Genomic DNA, 15,524 nt, shown 5'->3' with positions numbered 1-15,524 from the left:
TGGTTTGTTTTTCATCGCAGAAAAAGAAAAGCACGTTAATCTACATGGTTTGAAACCATAATTTAGTTTATGCCAAAGAACCTCCATATTCCACTAAACGAGTGGGATTGGAGGTTCTTTTGTGTCTAGCGTGTACACTCACACTCGTAATTTAGCGGACACCTTTCATAAGGCCTTGAATTTTGGGAGTCAGCAGAAATAGGATCAAACTAAGGACCAAAGCAATCACACCGATGACACCGAAATAAAGCATTTCTGAGTCAGCTGAGTAAAATTTCACAATCTGCGCATTGATAGCCTGAGCCGCGGCATTGGATAAGAACCATAAGCTCATGGTCTGGGCTAAAAAGGCAGCCGGAGCTAGCTTCGTCGTAGCCGAGAGCCCAACAGGAGATAAGCATAGCTCTCCGAGCACGACAATGAAGTAGCTGAGCACAAGCCATAACGGATTAACGAGCGATTCACTGCCGCCAAAGTAGGCTGGCAGCAGGATAACGAGAAAGGATATCCCAGCGAGCAGAAGGCCCAGTGAAAATTTGGTTGGGACAGAAGGCTGCCGACTTCCGAGCTTGACCCAAAGCCAGGCAAAGATCGGCGCAAATACGATAATAAATAACGGATTCAACGATTGGAACCAAGCGGGAGATATATGGATACCTGCAAAATCAAGCTGCGTCCGCCGATCCGCGTAATTAGCGAGAATAGTTGATCCCTGTTCCTCAATCGCCCAGAACATAACAGAAGCTATGAAAAGCGGAATATAGGCGATAACTCTGGAGCGTTCGATGCTTGTGGTCTTCGGGCTTTTGTACATGACGATGAAGTAAAGGGTTGGAATTAATATGCCTAGCAAACCAATGAGGGCGCTAAACGTCTGGAAAGTGAGATAACCCGTAGGGATTGTTATGGCAAGCAATAGGATGATGATTAAGGCACCTAACCCGATCCATGTCATCACCTTTGTTTTTTCTGACGGAGAGAGTGGGTTTACGACAAATGTACCTGCGAGCCCCAAGTTTTTTTTCCTTGTAAACAGAAAGACTGCTAACCCAAGAAACATACCGACTGCGGCTAAACCAAAGCCTAAGTGGAAATTGTAGTTCAACCCTACAGTGCCTACAATTAGTGGGGCAAGAAAGCCTCCTAGATTAATACCCATATAGAAAATGCTGAATCCTGCGTCCCGGCGGGCGTCTTCTTCGCTATATATTTCGCCAACAATGCTGGATACGTTGGGCTTGAGCATGCCTGTCCCTAACACAATCAGGACCATAGAAACAAAAAATAGCGCGACGCTTCCTGGTATAGCGAGTACAATATGGCCAAGCATAATGAGAATACCGCCATATAAAACGGCTTTTGAATTTCCGAAAATCCGATCAGATAACCACCCGCCAATAATGCCGGACATATAGACAAGTGAGCCATAAATCGACATAATGGCAAGAGCAGTATTTTCAGCAATACCCAATCCGCCTTTGGAAACTTCATAATACATATAGTAAACAAGAATTGCACGCATGCCATAATAGGAAAAACGCTCCCAAAACTCTGTGAAAAAGAGGGTGAATAACCCTTTGGGGTGTCCCAGGAATCCGCTTTGTGGAACACTTGAGACAACCTGCTGTTTATTATGTATACCGGACATGAAGTAATCTCCTTTGTAAAGCTTAGTTATGAGTCTCACGCTGTCTCCCCACAAGGTAGATTTCCCTTGAAGATAAAGTTATAAACTTTTTTTAAGCTCATATTCGAGTGAAGAGGAGAATCATGCTAAAATATGCAACAGCCATCGTAATTACGATCGTCTTAGGGTTAAGCACAAGAAAGTTCCCGGACGTATTTCCTGATTTTATTGTCGTGCATGCCGGGGACATCCTTTGGGCAAGTATGATTTATTTTGGGTTTCGGTTTATTTGCTTGAAAAGATCGTTAGCTTGGGCTGTAGGATGGAGTGTCATATTCTGCTTTGCCATTGAATTCAGTCAATTGTACCAAGCGGAATGGATCGTGGAGATCAGAAGGACACTCGTGGGCTCGCTGATTCTTGGAAGAGGATTTTTGGCGATAGATTTATGTCGATATGTGATAGGCATAGCTGTTGCAGGTGTGGTTGACAAAGTTGCCATCCAGCGCAGCAATCGTTAATTCAGCTTTGGAGATGATGAAGTGGAAATCAAAAACATTCAAAAAGAGCAAGCTTGGCAGCTGCGGCACGAAGTGATGTGGCCAGAGCGCGACCTCTCGTATGTTCAACTTTCGGATGACGACGAAGGCATCCATTACGGTCTTTTCGCAGATGAGGCGCTAATTTCCGTTGTATCACTATTTATTCATGGAGAGGAAGCACAGTTTCGGAAATTTGCCACGAAGGTGTCTAGTCAAGGCAAAGGCTACGGAAGTCAACTGCTTCGCCACATGCTTAGGGAAGCTATGTTATTAGGTGTGAAGCGCATTTATTGCAATGCGAGAAGCAACAAGGTCTCTTTTTATGAAAAATTCGGGTTGGCTGTAACAGATAAGCAGTTCACGAAAGGCGGAAAAGATTACGTGATTATGGAAAGTTATTGCTCTTCAGAACCTGACCTAATCGATAATAGAAAGGAAGATTATCATGTCTAAGAAACTGTACTACGATTCTGCCTATATCAGAGAATGGGAAACCACGATCAGCCGTGTAGTGGAGAGAGAAGACGGATATTATGTCATCTTGGAGGAGACTGCTTTTTATCCGCATGGAGGTGGACAGCCCTGTGATGAAGGGCGAATCAATGGCGTGCCTGTTTTGGATGTGATCAGTGAAGACGAGAACGTACTGCATAAAGTGGCGAGTCCACTGGGAGAAGGCGTTCTAACCTGCGAGGTGGATTGGCAGCGAAGGTTCGATCATATGCAGCAGCATAGCGGTCAACATCTGTTATCAGCGGTATGCCGCGATCTCTATCAGGCAATGACGGTCTCTTTTCACTTGGGAACGGAGTATGCGACCATTGATGTCGAACAGCCGGAGCTCTCACTTGCCCAACTCGCGGCCATCGAGAACGAAGTGAATCAGCAGATTTACAAGAATCGAGCTATCTCCAGCTACTTCGTTACGGAAGAGGAATTGGCTAAGCTGCCGCTGGTGAAACAGCCAAAAGTCACAGAGAATATCCGCATTGTCGAAATTCAAGATGTGGAGTATAACGCGTGCGGAGGCACTCATGTTTCGTCAACTGGTGAAATCGGGATGATCAAGCTGCTGAAAGCGGAGAAGCAGAAGGGGAATACGCGGATTTATTTTAAATGCGGCTATCGTGCGCTTCAGGAATTTAATGACAGCCAGAAGATTTTGGCAGCGCTATCGATCAAGTTCAATACGGGAAAAGATGAAATTATCGATCGCGTGGAGAAGTGGGAACTCGAAACGAAACAGCTTCAAGCTGAGCTAACCCAGCTAAAAGAGGAAAATGATACGTATATGGTAAATGAACTGCTCACCCATCGTGAAGGGAACTTGATTGCCCGCGTGTTTGAGAACAAGTCTATGAAAGATTTGCAAAACCTCGCAGGCAAGCTAGCCATTCTGAGCGATTGCCCCGTGCTGCTTGCGACCATAGCTGAGAACAAAGTTGTCTTAGCGAATAATAGCGAAGCGTTATCCTGCGGCGCATTTTTCAAAGCCAATTTGGCTGCCTATCAAGGAAAAGGCGGCGGAAGCGACAAAATCGCCCAAGCGGGATTTGGAACATGGGACGACACCGCAGCTTTCTTGGAACACACGAAAGATCAGCTGCGTGTACGCTGAGTAAGAAGAGCAGGCAGCTCACCTTCATTAGATCAGCTGCCTGTTGGCTGTTAATCGGAGGATGCGTGCTGCTTCTGCCACAAGGCTTCAAGCTCGGGGAGTAAACGAACGCTTTCCTGTTCATTCGGATCTGTTCTTGACAACAAGGCGGTGCAGGATTCGGTTCCGCTAGGGTTGTAAGGCATGTGGGGCATCCCAGCAGGGATATACAGGAAGTCGCCTTCCTCCACCTCCATATGCTGGTCTAGCTTCTCGCCGTACCACATGGCTGATTTCCCCTGCAGCATATAAATGGCTGTTTCATGTGCTTCATGCAGGTGTGCTTTTGCCCGCTTGCCAGGGGGAATCGTCAGTAGATGCATGCATATTCCTTGGGAATCAACACTTTCCTTGGATATTGCTTCCGCATAGTCGAAGCCTTGCTTGCCATGGTATGTGCGAGATGAACGAATGAGTCGACAAGTTCGTGTTGGCTCCATGTTCAAACACACCTCCTTCTGTTTCAAACTATTAGGTAGGATGAAATTTCATGCAAAAAACCCTCATCTAAGGAGATGGGGTTTTTCGGTTGAAGATTAGAAGGGACGGAAAGGGAAACAAGACCTAGAATCCAATAAAGCAATAGCAAGTAGATCAAACAGGACGAGCGGCAGAATAAAGGGTAGAAAAGAGATTTGCGCTTTTTTCCCATTCCGCGCTGGTTTCAGATATACTTGATTATTGTCCACTTTAACAATGGTACCTTTATAAGTGCCGTGTGTTGTTTGAATCATCACTTCTCGATTGAGGTACTTTTTACAAATTCGATAGGAATCCGCTTTTTTCATCGTGAATACCTCCTCTCTAGCTGTCTTCTTCTAGTATATGTTCGTCCAAGAGAACTAGTGCGTGGGAATAGACTGAAATGGAAGAAAGATCCAATAAGTATTTTCCAGAATAAATGATATAATCAATTAGCAAATTACACCGATGTCCCATAAAATTGCATGGTTAAGGAAGAGTAGATCGATATGCACAAGAAGTCAGTAGTAAGGGTAAAAAGCTCTTTGAAAGTGACCTTCCTTTATGTCTTGTTTGGAAGTTTGTGGGTCATTCTATCAGATCGTTTCATTGATAGCGTGAGCTTGACCGATGCAGTCTCCGTAAATTCCTCAAAGGGACTATTTTATGTTGTTATTACAGCATTTATTTTGTACTTTTGTTTAAATCGGTTAAAAAAAGCGTTGTTGGAAAGCGAAGAACGTTATCGAATTCTTGTGGAACATTCGCCAGAGCCAATCGTGGTTCACAGCGACGGAATGATCATCTTCATTAACCCTGCCGGGGCCAGAGTATTAGGTGCGAACTCGCCTGAGAAGCTTATCGGGCAATCCGTGATGACATTCGTTCACCCCGACTATACAAGTATTATGCAGGAACGTATCTGTCAAATCATTGAAGAGAAGAAGCCAACGGAACCGATGGATCAGAAGTTTCTGCGAGTAGATCAGCAAGTCATTGATGTTGATGTAAGGGAAGTACCCATCGTTTTTCTTGGTAAACCTGCGGTGCAGTTACTGTGCAGGGACATTACGGAGCATAAGCGGGCGCAATGCTTGCTGGAGGAGCGGGAACAGAGCTATAAATCACTTGTTGAGCATAATCCGGATGCCATTTTCACGATGGATTTACAAGGGAATGTGATTTCAGTTAATGCGGCAACGGAGAAAATTACCGGCTATACCGTAGAAGAGTGCACGCAGCAAACTTTTCTGCCCTTTCATGTTTCCAATGACCACGAGAAGGCATGCGAGCTTTTTGTCAAAGCGATGCATGGTGAATCCAACAATACGGAAATTACCCTTTTGCATAAACAAGGGAACAGTATCGAATTAAATTTGAAAATGGTGCCTATTTACATCAATGATAAGGTTGATGGCGTATACGGCATTGCCAAAGATATTACTGAGCGTAAACGAACGGAAGAGCTGCTGCTCAAATCAGAAAAGCTATCCATCGTAGGGCAGCTCGCGGCAGGCGTAGCCCATGAGATTCGAAATCCACTGACGTCGTTAAGAGGATTTGTGCAGCTGTTGCAATCGAAAGTAGACAATTATCAGTATTATTTTCAAATCATGCTATCGGAGTTAGATCGAATTAACGATATTGTGAGCGAATTCATGGTGATTGCGAAACCGCAGGTTATCAATTTTGAGATGAAGGATATCCGCAAAATCGTCCAAGATGTCATCTCCTTGCTGCAAACCCAAGCGATTCTTAATAATGTGGAAATTCATACAGATATTATTACCGATATTCCTTTCATCAAGTGTGAGGAAAATCAATTAAAACAGGTATTTATTAATATTCTTAAAAATGCAATTGAAGCGATGCCAGACGGAGGAAATGTTATTATTTCACTCAAAACGGATGACAACAAGGTTCATATTCGCTTCATTGACGATGGCTGCGGCATCTCGGAGGAGAGACTGGCGATTCTAGGCGAACCCTTTTACACGACGAAAGAGAAAGGGACGGGCTTAGGTTTAATGGTCTGCCATAAAATCATTGAAGCACACCGTGGATGTCTCAAAATCGAAAGTGAAATTAATAAAGGAACGACAGTTCATTTATTTCTGCCGATTGAAGAAGAAGGTTCGGTTAGTATCGCATAAAACAAGAATGGACTGCTCCGCTAGTAGGTTTCTACTGGGGAGCAGTCCTTTTTTTGTTTACAGTCGCTTTATTTTTTCACACGTTCACGAACGACTTTTTCAATAATTAATTTGTGTCCGAGCATGCCGCTGAGACGAATAATTCCGGTTGTTCGGCCGGTTATGATATGGCGATGGCCGTCGGCAACATTCGTTTGGATGGAAAACCGGTGAAAATGGTTAGGGCCATTTCCAATGTTAAGCCCAGTTTGACCGGAGTAGGAGTGTCTGTGTCCATCGGCTGTCGTGGTGATGCCACGGAAATTGTGGCGGTGTCTGCCATCATCTGGGATGAATAAATCAGTCAAATTCCCGAAGGCATGTTGATGACCTTGCACACGAGTCGTCAAACCCTCCATACGATGTTTGAATTGAACAGGACCTTCGTCACCTTGCTTGATTTTCGCCATGCTGCCATCATCCTTTCGAAACAAGATGCTATTAAGGTATGTACCGCTTTCACGCTTGGATTGGACAGACAACTATAGAAGGACCTATTTACGGAGCGGAATAGGATGAGCTTAATTTTGATAAGATGATAGAAAACACCCAGCTGTGTACTACGGAAAATAGGTCGTAATAGAGTAGGAGTGGGTAAAACGTGAGCGTTATAGGAAAGGGCATCCCAAGACTCGAATCCCGAGATAAAGTATCCGGTTTCGCCAAATATACGAACGATACACAGTCTCCCGGGATGCTGCACGGCTGGCTCGTTACTAGTCCTTATTCGCATGCAGCAATTATATCGATTGATATTACGGATGCGCTTGCAGTGAGCGGTGTCCATGCCATTATTCGAGGAGAAGACTTCCCCGTTCTAACGGGCAGTCTTCTTGTGGATCGTCCGCCGCTTGCCACGAAGAAAGTGCGATATTTCGGAGAACCGATTGCAGTTGTGGTAGCGGAGACAGAGCAGATTGCCAAACACGCGGCAACCTTCATACGAGCAAGATATGAGCAGCTTCCTGTTGTTCATTCTCCCAGCAGCGCCTTACAACGGAACGCTCCATTGATCCATGAAGATTTGGGCAGCTATGAAAGATTAGGGGATGTGTATCCCGTTCCTCAAACCAATATCGGCAATTTTGTAAAAATCCGCAAAGGCGAGATGGCTGCAGGCTGGGCAGCAAGTGAAACGACGGTGGAAGGGACCTATGCGTTCAACACATCCGATCATTGTGCGATGGAGCCGCGTTGTGCCATTGTTGAAGTAAAACCGAGTGGTTTAATCGAGATTCAAACGTCAACGCAGGATCCTTTTATGATCAAACGTGTCTTCGAGCGCTTTTTCCATGTTGAGCAATCCAAAGTGATCGTGCATGTTCCTTTCGTAGGTGGCGGATTTGGCGGGAAGGGCTCCATTCAACTAGAATATATGGCTTATCTGGCATCCAAAGCGTGTGGTGGTCGTCCTGTCAAAATCAATAACTCTCGTGAAACGGATATGATTAGTTCCCCTTGTCATATTGGCCTAGAAGCAAAAGTGAAGCTTGGAGCGACCAGAGAAGGCAATCTTACTGCAGCCGAGATCACGTTTTTATTTGATACAGGTGGCTATACAGACGAGGGTGCCATGGTGACTGAAGCGGGAGCAATTGACTGCACGGGACCCTATCTTATAGACAACGTATGGTGTGACGCTCTATGCGTCTATACGAATCATCCTTATGCCACGGCATTTCGGGGGTTTGGGCATACGGAATCCCTTTACTGCGTGGAACGTACGATGGATATGCTTGCGAAGAAGCTGGGGATGGACCCTTTAGATTTGCGGCTTCGCAATGCTATCCAACCAGGCGACACGACACCGACGCAAACACCGCTGACAAGAAGCTCGGTGGGAGATGTATCTTTATGTATTGGTAAGTTGAAGGATCTGATCCAGTGGGAACAAGGCCAGTGGGTTAAGGTTGGTCAACATAAGGTCAGGACAAAAGGCATGGCCTGTGTGTGGAAAGCTTCGGGTTCGAACATCGATATGGGTAGCGGAGCAACGATCACATTCAATCACGACGGCAGCGCGAACCTCAGCATCGGCTCGGTTGAAATTGGTCAAGGGAACCGCACAGCCATGGCGCAGATCCTTGCTGAACAGCTTGATATGGATATAGGCCATATACATGTCATGATGGATGTGGATACCCAAATTACACCTGAACATTGGAAAACGGTGTCAAGCAGCAGTACGATGATGGTCGGTCGCGCAGTTCAGGATGCAGCTGAAGATGTCATGGCCCAGTTGAAAGCTAACGCCTCGATCGTCTTGCAAGTGCTGCCGCAAGACCTGGCGGTAGGCCGAGGAATGATTTATGTGAAAGACGATCCGATTATCTCTCTGAAAATCAGTGAAGTGGTCAGCGGCTACCAATACCCGAATGGCAGTGCTTCGGGCAAACCGGTCATTGGCCGCGGCAGGTACCGGGTCCATGATATTACGAGGCTTGATCCTGAAACGGGGAAAGGCATTCCCTCCCAGCAATGGACCGTTGGCGCACAAGCTGTTGAGGTCGAATTTGATACTCGCGAGTGCACGTACCGCGTCCTTCGGGTGGCCTCTGTCTTTGATGCGGGCAAAGTCATTAATGAAGCCATGGCGCGCGGACAGGTGGTAGGCGGAGTGAACATGGGGTTAAGCTTTGCCACGCGGGAGGGATTTCTATTCAATGGAGCAGGTCAAGTACTTAATCCGCAGCTGCGGTCCTATAAATTGACCCGGTTCGGCGATAATCCGGATTATTTGGTAGCGTTCGTGGAGACACCGTTCATGGAAGGTCCTTTTGGTGCCCGCGGCATAGGTGAACATGGAACAATCGGGATGGCTCCTGCTCTGGCTAATGCTTTGTCGCTTGCAGCCGGGATAGAATTGAACGAACTGCCTTTGACACCCGAGATGATTTGGCAAACGATGGGGGGGAGCCAATGATCTCATTTGACTTTGAATATTACAAGCCGACTGGTTTACAAGAAGCGGTATCCCTATTTCAGCAATTGGACGCCAGTGGTAAAGCTCCGCTGTATTACTCCGGCGGAACTGAAATCATCTCCATGGCGCGCTTGGAGCAGCTTCGCACAGGTGCAGTCATCGACATCAAGGGGATTCCCGAATGCCGTGTATTTCAATTTCATCATCATCAACTTGTCATTGGCTCAGCAATTACACTCAATGCGCTTGCAGAATCCCCTCTGTTTCCACTGCTTGGAGACACCGTTCGAGACATCGCCGATCATACGATTCGCAATAAAATTACAATTGGCGGCCTCTTATGCGGGAAGTTTATTTATCGGGAGGGGCTGCTGCCTTTTCTGCTGGCGGATAGCGAGGTTGTCTTGGCCAGTCCTAGTGGTGTTCGCCAAGTTCCCATACGCCAAATCTTTAACGGGGAGCCTCGTTTGGAAAAAGGTGAGCTTCTCGTCCAAATCATAAGTGATTCTATTTATTTTAAAATGCCTTTTGTGACGATTAAAAAGACGAAACTAGAAAGAATCGATTACCCCATTGTACGCATAACGGGACTTCAAACTGGTGAAGGGATTCGCGTCGCATTCAGTGGGGTAAGCGCCATACCTTTTCGATCAAAGAAGATTGAAGAAATTATGAACGATAGCTCACTTACATTGGAAGCTCGTGTTGATAACGCTATTGGGTGGTGGCCTGTGCCCATACTAAATGACATATTAAGCTCGGCTGCCTATAGGACATTTGTGCTGCGCAACACCTTATTGGATGTTATGGGAGCTCTGGAACAGGGGAGGCGAAGAGGATGAGCGGGAGCGGGAGTGGGACGATCAAAAGTGAAATAGAACTGGTTGTCAATGACAAGCGGCACCATGCTGTCATTCGATCAGCGGATACGCTGCTCCGAGTATTGCGTGAGCAATTAGGCTTAACTGGAGCAAAAGAGGGCTGCGAAAATGGCGATTGCGGTGCATGTACAGTGAACGTGGATGGTGTCCCGATCAAATCGTGCCTGATGCTAGCCATTGAAGCTCCAGGGTGCAGCATCACGACTATTGAAGGGTTAGGCGGAGATGCTCCGATACAAAAGGCTTTTGTAGAGCAGTTTGCTTTTCAGTGCGGATTTTGCACACCTGGTTATATTATGGTGGCACATGCCCTGACCAAGCAGTGCCCCCATGCAAGTGAGGATGTTATGCAGAGGTGGCTTCAATCTAATATTTGCCGCTGCACAAGTTATGAAGAGATTGGGAAAGCCGTTAGATCTGTGCTATCGCAGAAATAGAACCATTGGAGCTAGAGGAAATAAATGGATGAATCTAGAATTAGTTTGTCATTCCGAATAAAAGAGAGAGGAGGACGGGAGGATGGACCGATTGCGTTACCCCATTGGGAGATTTGAAGGGATTCCGAATTCGACGGCTGATCAGCGCGCAGGATGGATGGAAGAAATTAAGCAATGCAGCAGAAAGCTGCGGTTTCATGTGCAAAATCTAACATTAGAACAGTTACATACCCCTTATCGGTCAGGAGGTTGGACCGTTCAACAGGTCATTCATCATATGGCTGACAACGATATGAATGCGTATATTCGCTTCAAAAGAGCATTGACGGAGGATCAACCTGCAGCAAGTACCTATAAGGAGGATTTGTGGGCAGATCTCAGTGATTATCAGGAGACGCCAATCGAGATTTCGATGGCTATTCTTGAGTCGCTTCATGCGCGCTTCGCCATATTGCTGGATTCGTTGACTCCGCTTGACTTTGAACGTACATTCACGAGTCCTACTCATGGTTTAATGAGCCTTGATATAGCTTTACAAAGGTTTGCGTGGCACAACCGCCATCATATCGAACAGATTACTTCAGTTAAAGAGCGTTTGGAGTGGTAAAAACGAACATGTCAACCATCATTTTATTTCGTGGAAAAGCAGGAACGGGTAAAACAACCTTATCCAATGAGCTTGGTAAAAGATTGAAAGTGGCTGTGCTACATAAAGATGATATTTATGATTCTATTGCGAATGATGTCCCCGAGCACGAGGCGAGAAATCAAATTTGCTTCGATTTTCTGTATCGATTTCTTCATACGGTTATTGCGTCGGATGCTGATGTGATCCTTGATTACGGGTTTAATCAATCGGATGCTGCACTTAAATTTAAGCATTGGATAGAGGAAAGAGGCGGGAGATTAATGATGCTGCATTGTATATGCAGCGACGAGTCATTATGGGCGCAGCGGCTTGCTGAGAGAAGCAAAGCGCCAACAGCTAATCAGTTAATTACTGATTTAGCTAAGCTCAAAGAACATTATAAGCAGGTTAGATCAGAATTTTTGGATGGCGAGATGGTGCTCGATACGATACAGCCGATCGATTCCTTAATGGAACAGGTTTCCAAATTTCATGTCATGAGGTAACATAAGAAAGTGATCACATGACATATTTAGGAGGCATTGGGATGAATAAGATCGAGCTTTTGCTTCATGGATGGGATAGCTGTTATGAGAAAGAGGATTGGTATCCTCCGCTTACGGATGCACTGGAAGGTTTAACTGCTGAGCAAGCCAACTGGCGGCCAGAAGGTGAGCATGTGAATACGATTGCTGAGAATTTGACTCATTTAATTTTTTATAAAGAACGCTTGTTGTACAGAATGACTGGAGAAGAATCCGAATATCCGGAGATGACCAATGATGATACGTTTGCTGTGGTATCAGCTTCCGTCGACGAATGGGAAGCAACATTGGCTCGTTTGCAAGCCGTCCATCAGGGCATTCGGGATCGGATTGCACGGTGGGAGGAGAATGATTTTGAGTACGTTTATCCGAATCGTTCACAATCCGTTGGGCGTTGGGTGAACAGTCTCATCATGCACGATGCTTATCATACGGGACAAATTATGTTCATTCGCAAGCTGCAAGGATCTTGGCCATCGCGTCGTTCATTTGAATAGAATCTACTCTACAATCAAGTAACCTTAGCGGTCTTCCCGTTAGGGTTGTTTGAATTTGTTATTGGCAGTTGAGGTGACAGTTGGAGGTTATGGTGATTAGTACGCGGGAGTGATGGGGGTTGGTAAAGTAGCTATAGAGGGATTTGCCGTTTTATTTCGAATTAAAGAAAATACTTAATTGTAAGGAGGTCTCGTGGAGATATGAATTTGGACATGAATTTGCCCCAAGTTGCTCCAGAACAACTGGGAATAAACGGCGATAAATTACAACGTGCATTCCGTCTGTTGGATCGAGAAATAGAAGCCGGTGAAATGCCAGGTGGCGTAGCACTCGTAGGTCGAAAAGGGTCAATAGCAGGAACATATGCCGTGGGTCACTCGATTATCTCTAAGGATACGAAGCTGGAAGTAACGGAAGATACGATTTATGATTGTGCCTCCTTAACCAAAGTGATGGCGACACTTCCGTTGATTATGCAGCTTATCGACCGTGGTGAGCTGCGCCTCAGGGATACCATCTCTCGGTACTTTCCTGAATTCTCAGGAAATGGGAAGGATGATGTGACAGTGAAGCATCTACTGACTCACACATCTGGGCTGCAGGCTTTTAAGGATCTGCACTCCCATGGCTGGACGCCAGAGCAGATTAGGGCAGCTGTGCTTGGTGAGAACATAAGCCATGCTTGCGGCAGTAGTTATGTGTACAGTGATTTTAACTATATCATTCTGGGTGAATTGGCTGCGAAGCTGTTTAGCATGGCGCTGGATGAAGCCGCCAAACGTTATGTATTTGAACCGCTGGGGATGGGCGATACGAGCTATTGTCCGGCTGGCGATTTGCAGTCGCGAATAGCGGCAACGGAGTTCATGGGCGGCGCCTATCGATGGGGCGAGGTGCATGACGAGAACGCATGGGCTATGGGCGGCGTCAGTGGGCATGCAGGAGTTTTCTCGACCGCCAAGGATATCGCAAAATATGCAGCCATGTGGCTGAACAATGGGAAGCTTGCTGGCGAAGCGCGTGGCCATTTGCTGTCAGATGCATCCGTTGCAGCAGCCACGCGAAGTTACACGGCAGACAAAGTGAATGCTAGCCGTGGTCTTGGTTGGGTGCTGAAGGGGGATGTCTGGGACGCTTCCGGTGATTTGTTTTCCCCGTTAAGCTATGGGCACACGGGATTCACAGGGACGAGCGTATGGATGGATCCCGAGAGCAGCGTTTTCGCGGTGTTATTGACCAACCGTGTGCACTTCGGGCGTGAGAAGTCCGTCGTGCGACTGCGGGATTGCTTTCATAATGCTGTTGCCGCATCTTTGGAAGGGTGAAGGTGGAAAAAGTACTAGATGAGGTGGAATCGCTTCATTGCTAAGAGATTAGCGCAGCTTGATAATGAGGATAGGAACAGAATCTCATTATTGAAGGAGCAATTCGCCATGAGTCATGTACACACGGGTGAGCAGGTCCATATAACATCCGGGCAGATGAAGCACTATCAGGAGCAAGGCTATATTATTTTTGACAGTCTATTCTCAGGGCAAGAAATGGATCGTATTCGCGGGATAATTGACGGCTTCGACCAAGCCTCTGAGCAAGCCTTGCGCGAGAAAGGGAAGGAATTCATTAGCATCTCAGGTCAAATTAATTTTACTGCTAATCTAAATTTCCTGAGCGCAGAGCTACAGCAATTTATTGCCGATCAGCGTTTTGTTGACCTTACGACAACCATTCTGGGGCCAGACATTAAGCTGTATTGGGATCAGTCCGTATACAAACGTCTAGAAGCAAGCAAAGACTTTCCATGGCATCAGGATAACGGATATGTCCCGACAGAGCCGATCCATTATGTGACTTGCTGGTTAGCGCTCGAAGACGCTACAGTGGATAATGGCTGTATTTGGGTTCAACCAGGTACACATTTGGATGGTTTTGTGGAGCATGTGAAAACAGATCTCGGCTGGGTTTGTTATTTTGGAGAAGAAAGAGGCATACCGGTTGAGCTAAAAAAGGGCAGCATGGTTGTCTTCCATTCCTTGCTCTTTCATCGCAGTACACCCAATTTGAGCAAAACGAAGACACGCAAAGCTTACGTGGTGCAATATTCAGTAGAGGAATCATTTAATCCAACTACCGGACAATTATTCAGAAATGGACCACTGATTGCGAAAGATGGGAAGTCCGCGTACCAAGGTTTTGTGAATAGAGAAAATTGTTCTTAATGGATCTAGGCATTCCCCAGGAAATCGGTTAAGTTGAACATATGAGGTGATGTGGATGTCGACGAAACCGCCAGATTGGGTAGAAGGCCCTTGGTCCGTTCAGCTGCATAGCGTGAATCGATCGGCGTATGCCAAACTTCACATGGAAAACCGTAGTTTTCCGAATTGGATCATCAGTTATGTGAAAACAGGGCATGTCCTAACAAGCACAGGAGGCGAAACCCATACGGTAAAAGCAGGGGAGGTCATGCTTCATCCGCCAGGGCTGCCTTTCTCGGAACATGCGGATGTTGGCGGTGTTCACTTATGGATGCAAGTTAGCATTCTGTGTTCCCATCAATTCGACCTCCTGATGCTTTACCGTGTCTCTCCGGTCATTGCCATTCCCAATCCTGTCCGTTATGAGGCCGTATTTGCCAAACTGCTTGCCGATTGGGGGAACCGGGCGCTTTCTTTTCGCGACTTGAAAATCACAACTTCGGCGCTGCAGTTAACAGAGATGATTCTATCAGGTTGGGAGAAAGCCGGAAATCCAGAACGCTCAAGTGCATACAACTCATCTGGAGATCGCTTTGCCCGGTTAATTGGACAGATGTCCATGCGGCTGGAAGAGAAGCTGACAAGAGAGGAGCTTGGAAGGCTAGTTTGTTTAAGCGCCAACTATATGGACAGAGCGTTTCAGCAGCAGTTTGGACGAACACCTATGCAAATGCTTCGAGAAATGCGTCTTAAGCGTTCCAAACAGCTGCTCGAAATGAGCGAAGAGACGCTGGAAGCCATTGCTGCTAGCTGCGGTTTCACGGACGCGTCTTATTTATGCAAGCAATTTAAGAAAGTGTATGGTGTTCTTCCTGGAGAATACCGCGAGACTGTCCAATCCAAGCAATCCGAAAATGTGTACGGTTAGGGTGAAGGC

The 15,524-nt window shown here is 46.3% G+C and carries 17 protein-coding genes; 13 read left to right on the top strand and 4 right to left on the bottom strand.

Features of this window, described 5'->3' with window-relative positions; all coding sequences use genetic code 11:
• Positions 1-151: 151 nt before the first annotated feature.
• On the bottom strand, positions 152-1,648 hold the full coding sequence (locus tag GQF01_RS33865; protein WP_161411721.1) for a peptide MFS transporter: 1,497 nt from the start codon (positions 1,646-1,648) through the stop codon (positions 152-154).
• 122 nt (positions 1,649-1,770) lie between these two features.
• Here GQF01_RS33865 and GQF01_RS33860 point away from each other — a divergent pair, with 122 nt between their 5' ends.
• Genes GQF01_RS33860 through GQF01_RS33850 form a run of 3 tightly spaced genes read left to right on the top strand, consistent with a single transcriptional unit; the run spans position 1,771 to position 3,787 of the window.
• Positions 1,771-2,148: a ribosomal maturation YjgA family protein gene (locus tag GQF01_RS33860; RefSeq protein WP_161411719.1), complete on the top strand. Its 378-nt coding sequence runs from the start codon at positions 1,771-1,773 to the stop codon at positions 2,146-2,148.
• Positions 2,149-2,169: 21 nt separating this feature from the next.
• Entirely contained in the window at positions 2,170-2,622 is a 453-nt protein-coding gene (locus tag GQF01_RS33855) for a GNAT family N-acetyltransferase (protein ID WP_161411717.1), read from the top strand.
• The gene (locus GQF01_RS33850; RefSeq protein ID WP_161411715.1) at positions 2,615-3,787 is read left to right on the top strand and encodes an alanyl-tRNA editing protein; all 1,173 of its coding nucleotides are present in this window, start codon (positions 2,615-2,617) and stop codon (positions 3,785-3,787) included. Before GQF01_RS33855 ends, GQF01_RS33850 begins: the two co-directional genes overlap by 8 nt.
• 50 nt (positions 3,788-3,837) lie before the next feature.
• On the opposite strand, the gene GQF01_RS33845 is transcribed toward GQF01_RS33850, so the two are convergent.
• Together GQF01_RS33845 and GQF01_RS33840 are read right to left on the bottom strand one after the other, a co-directional pair.
• Positions 3,838-4,266 (bottom strand): cupin domain-containing protein, encoded by a 429-nt coding sequence (locus GQF01_RS33845; RefSeq protein WP_161411713.1) that lies wholly within the window; start codon positions 4,264-4,266, stop codon positions 3,838-3,840.
• A 96-nt stretch (positions 4,267-4,362) separates the two neighbouring features.
• On the bottom strand, positions 4,363-4,614 hold the full coding sequence (locus GQF01_RS33840; protein WP_161411711.1) for a hypothetical protein: 252 nt from the start codon (positions 4,612-4,614) through the stop codon (positions 4,363-4,365).
• A 183-nt stretch (positions 4,615-4,797) separates the two neighbouring features.
• On the opposite strand from GQF01_RS33840, the gene GQF01_RS33835 reads away from it, so the two are divergent.
• On the top strand, positions 4,798-6,441 hold the full coding sequence (locus GQF01_RS33835) for a PAS domain-containing sensor histidine kinase (protein ID WP_161411709.1): 1,644 nt from the start codon (positions 4,798-4,800) through the stop codon (positions 6,439-6,441).
• A gap of 68 nt (positions 6,442-6,509) precedes the next feature.
• Here the strand turns inward: GQF01_RS33835 and GQF01_RS33830 are convergent, their stop codons facing one another.
• Positions 6,510-6,890 (bottom strand): YmaF family protein, encoded by a 381-nt coding sequence (locus GQF01_RS33830; protein ID WP_161411707.1) that lies wholly within the window; start codon positions 6,888-6,890, stop codon positions 6,510-6,512.
• Between the two features lie 191 nt (positions 6,891-7,081).
• Here GQF01_RS33830 and GQF01_RS33825 point away from each other — a divergent pair, with 191 nt between their 5' ends.
• The 9 genes from GQF01_RS33825 (at position 7,082) to GQF01_RS33785 (ending at position 15,515) form a co-directional block, all read left to right on the top strand.
• Complete coding sequence (locus GQF01_RS33825) at positions 7,082-9,403, top strand: xanthine dehydrogenase family protein molybdopterin-binding subunit (protein WP_161411705.1); 2,322 nt, start codon at positions 7,082-7,084, stop codon at positions 9,401-9,403.
• A complete protein-coding gene (locus GQF01_RS33820) occupies positions 9,400-10,245 on the top strand; it encodes an FAD binding domain-containing protein (RefSeq protein WP_161411704.1) in 846 nt (281 codons plus the stop codon). The genes GQF01_RS33825 and GQF01_RS33820 overlap by 4 nt, the downstream gene beginning before the upstream one ends.
• Positions 10,242-10,721 carry a (2Fe-2S)-binding protein gene (locus GQF01_RS33815; protein WP_161411701.1) on the top strand — a complete coding sequence of 160 codons (480 nt, stop codon included), beginning with the start codon at positions 10,242-10,244 and terminating at the stop codon, positions 10,719-10,721. The genes GQF01_RS33820 and GQF01_RS33815 overlap by 4 nt, the downstream gene beginning before the upstream one ends.
• Positions 10,722-10,803: 82 nt before the next feature.
• Positions 10,804-11,328, top strand: coding sequence for a YfiT family bacillithiol transferase (locus tag GQF01_RS33810; RefSeq protein WP_161411699.1), 525 nt, complete (start codon positions 10,804-10,806; stop codon positions 11,326-11,328).
• A gap of 8 nt (positions 11,329-11,336) precedes the next feature.
• On the top strand, positions 11,337-11,855 hold the full coding sequence (locus GQF01_RS33805; RefSeq protein ID WP_161411697.1) for an AAA family ATPase: 519 nt from the start codon (positions 11,337-11,339) through the stop codon (positions 11,853-11,855).
• Between the two features lie 41 nt (positions 11,856-11,896).
• Complete coding sequence (locus GQF01_RS33800; RefSeq protein ID WP_161411696.1) at positions 11,897-12,391, top strand: DinB family protein; 495 nt, start codon at positions 11,897-11,899, stop codon at positions 12,389-12,391.
• A gap of 201 nt (positions 12,392-12,592) precedes the next feature.
• Positions 12,593-13,717 carry a serine hydrolase domain-containing protein gene (locus GQF01_RS33795; RefSeq protein ID WP_235960795.1) on the top strand — a complete coding sequence of 375 codons (1,125 nt, stop codon included), beginning with the start codon at positions 12,593-12,595 and terminating at the stop codon, positions 13,715-13,717.
• Positions 13,718-13,825: 108 nt separating this feature from the next.
• Complete coding sequence (locus GQF01_RS33790) at positions 13,826-14,608, top strand: phytanoyl-CoA dioxygenase family protein (protein WP_161411695.1); 783 nt, start codon at positions 13,826-13,828, stop codon at positions 14,606-14,608.
• Between the two features lie 55 nt (positions 14,609-14,663).
• Positions 14,664-15,515, top strand: a complete 852-nt coding sequence (locus GQF01_RS33785) for an AraC family transcriptional regulator (protein ID WP_161411693.1) — start codon at positions 14,664-14,666, stop codon at positions 15,513-15,515.
• The last annotated feature ends 9 nt before the right edge of the window (positions 15,516-15,524 follow it).

It is taken from the genome of Paenibacillus silvestris (assembly GCF_009882985.1).
In the GTDB taxonomy this organism is placed as follows: Bacteria; Bacillota; Bacilli; order Paenibacillales; family NBRC-103111; genus Paenibacillus_E; species Paenibacillus_E silvestris.
Note: the sequence above shows the minus strand (reverse complement) of the source record. Positions and strands in the feature narration are given on the sequence as shown.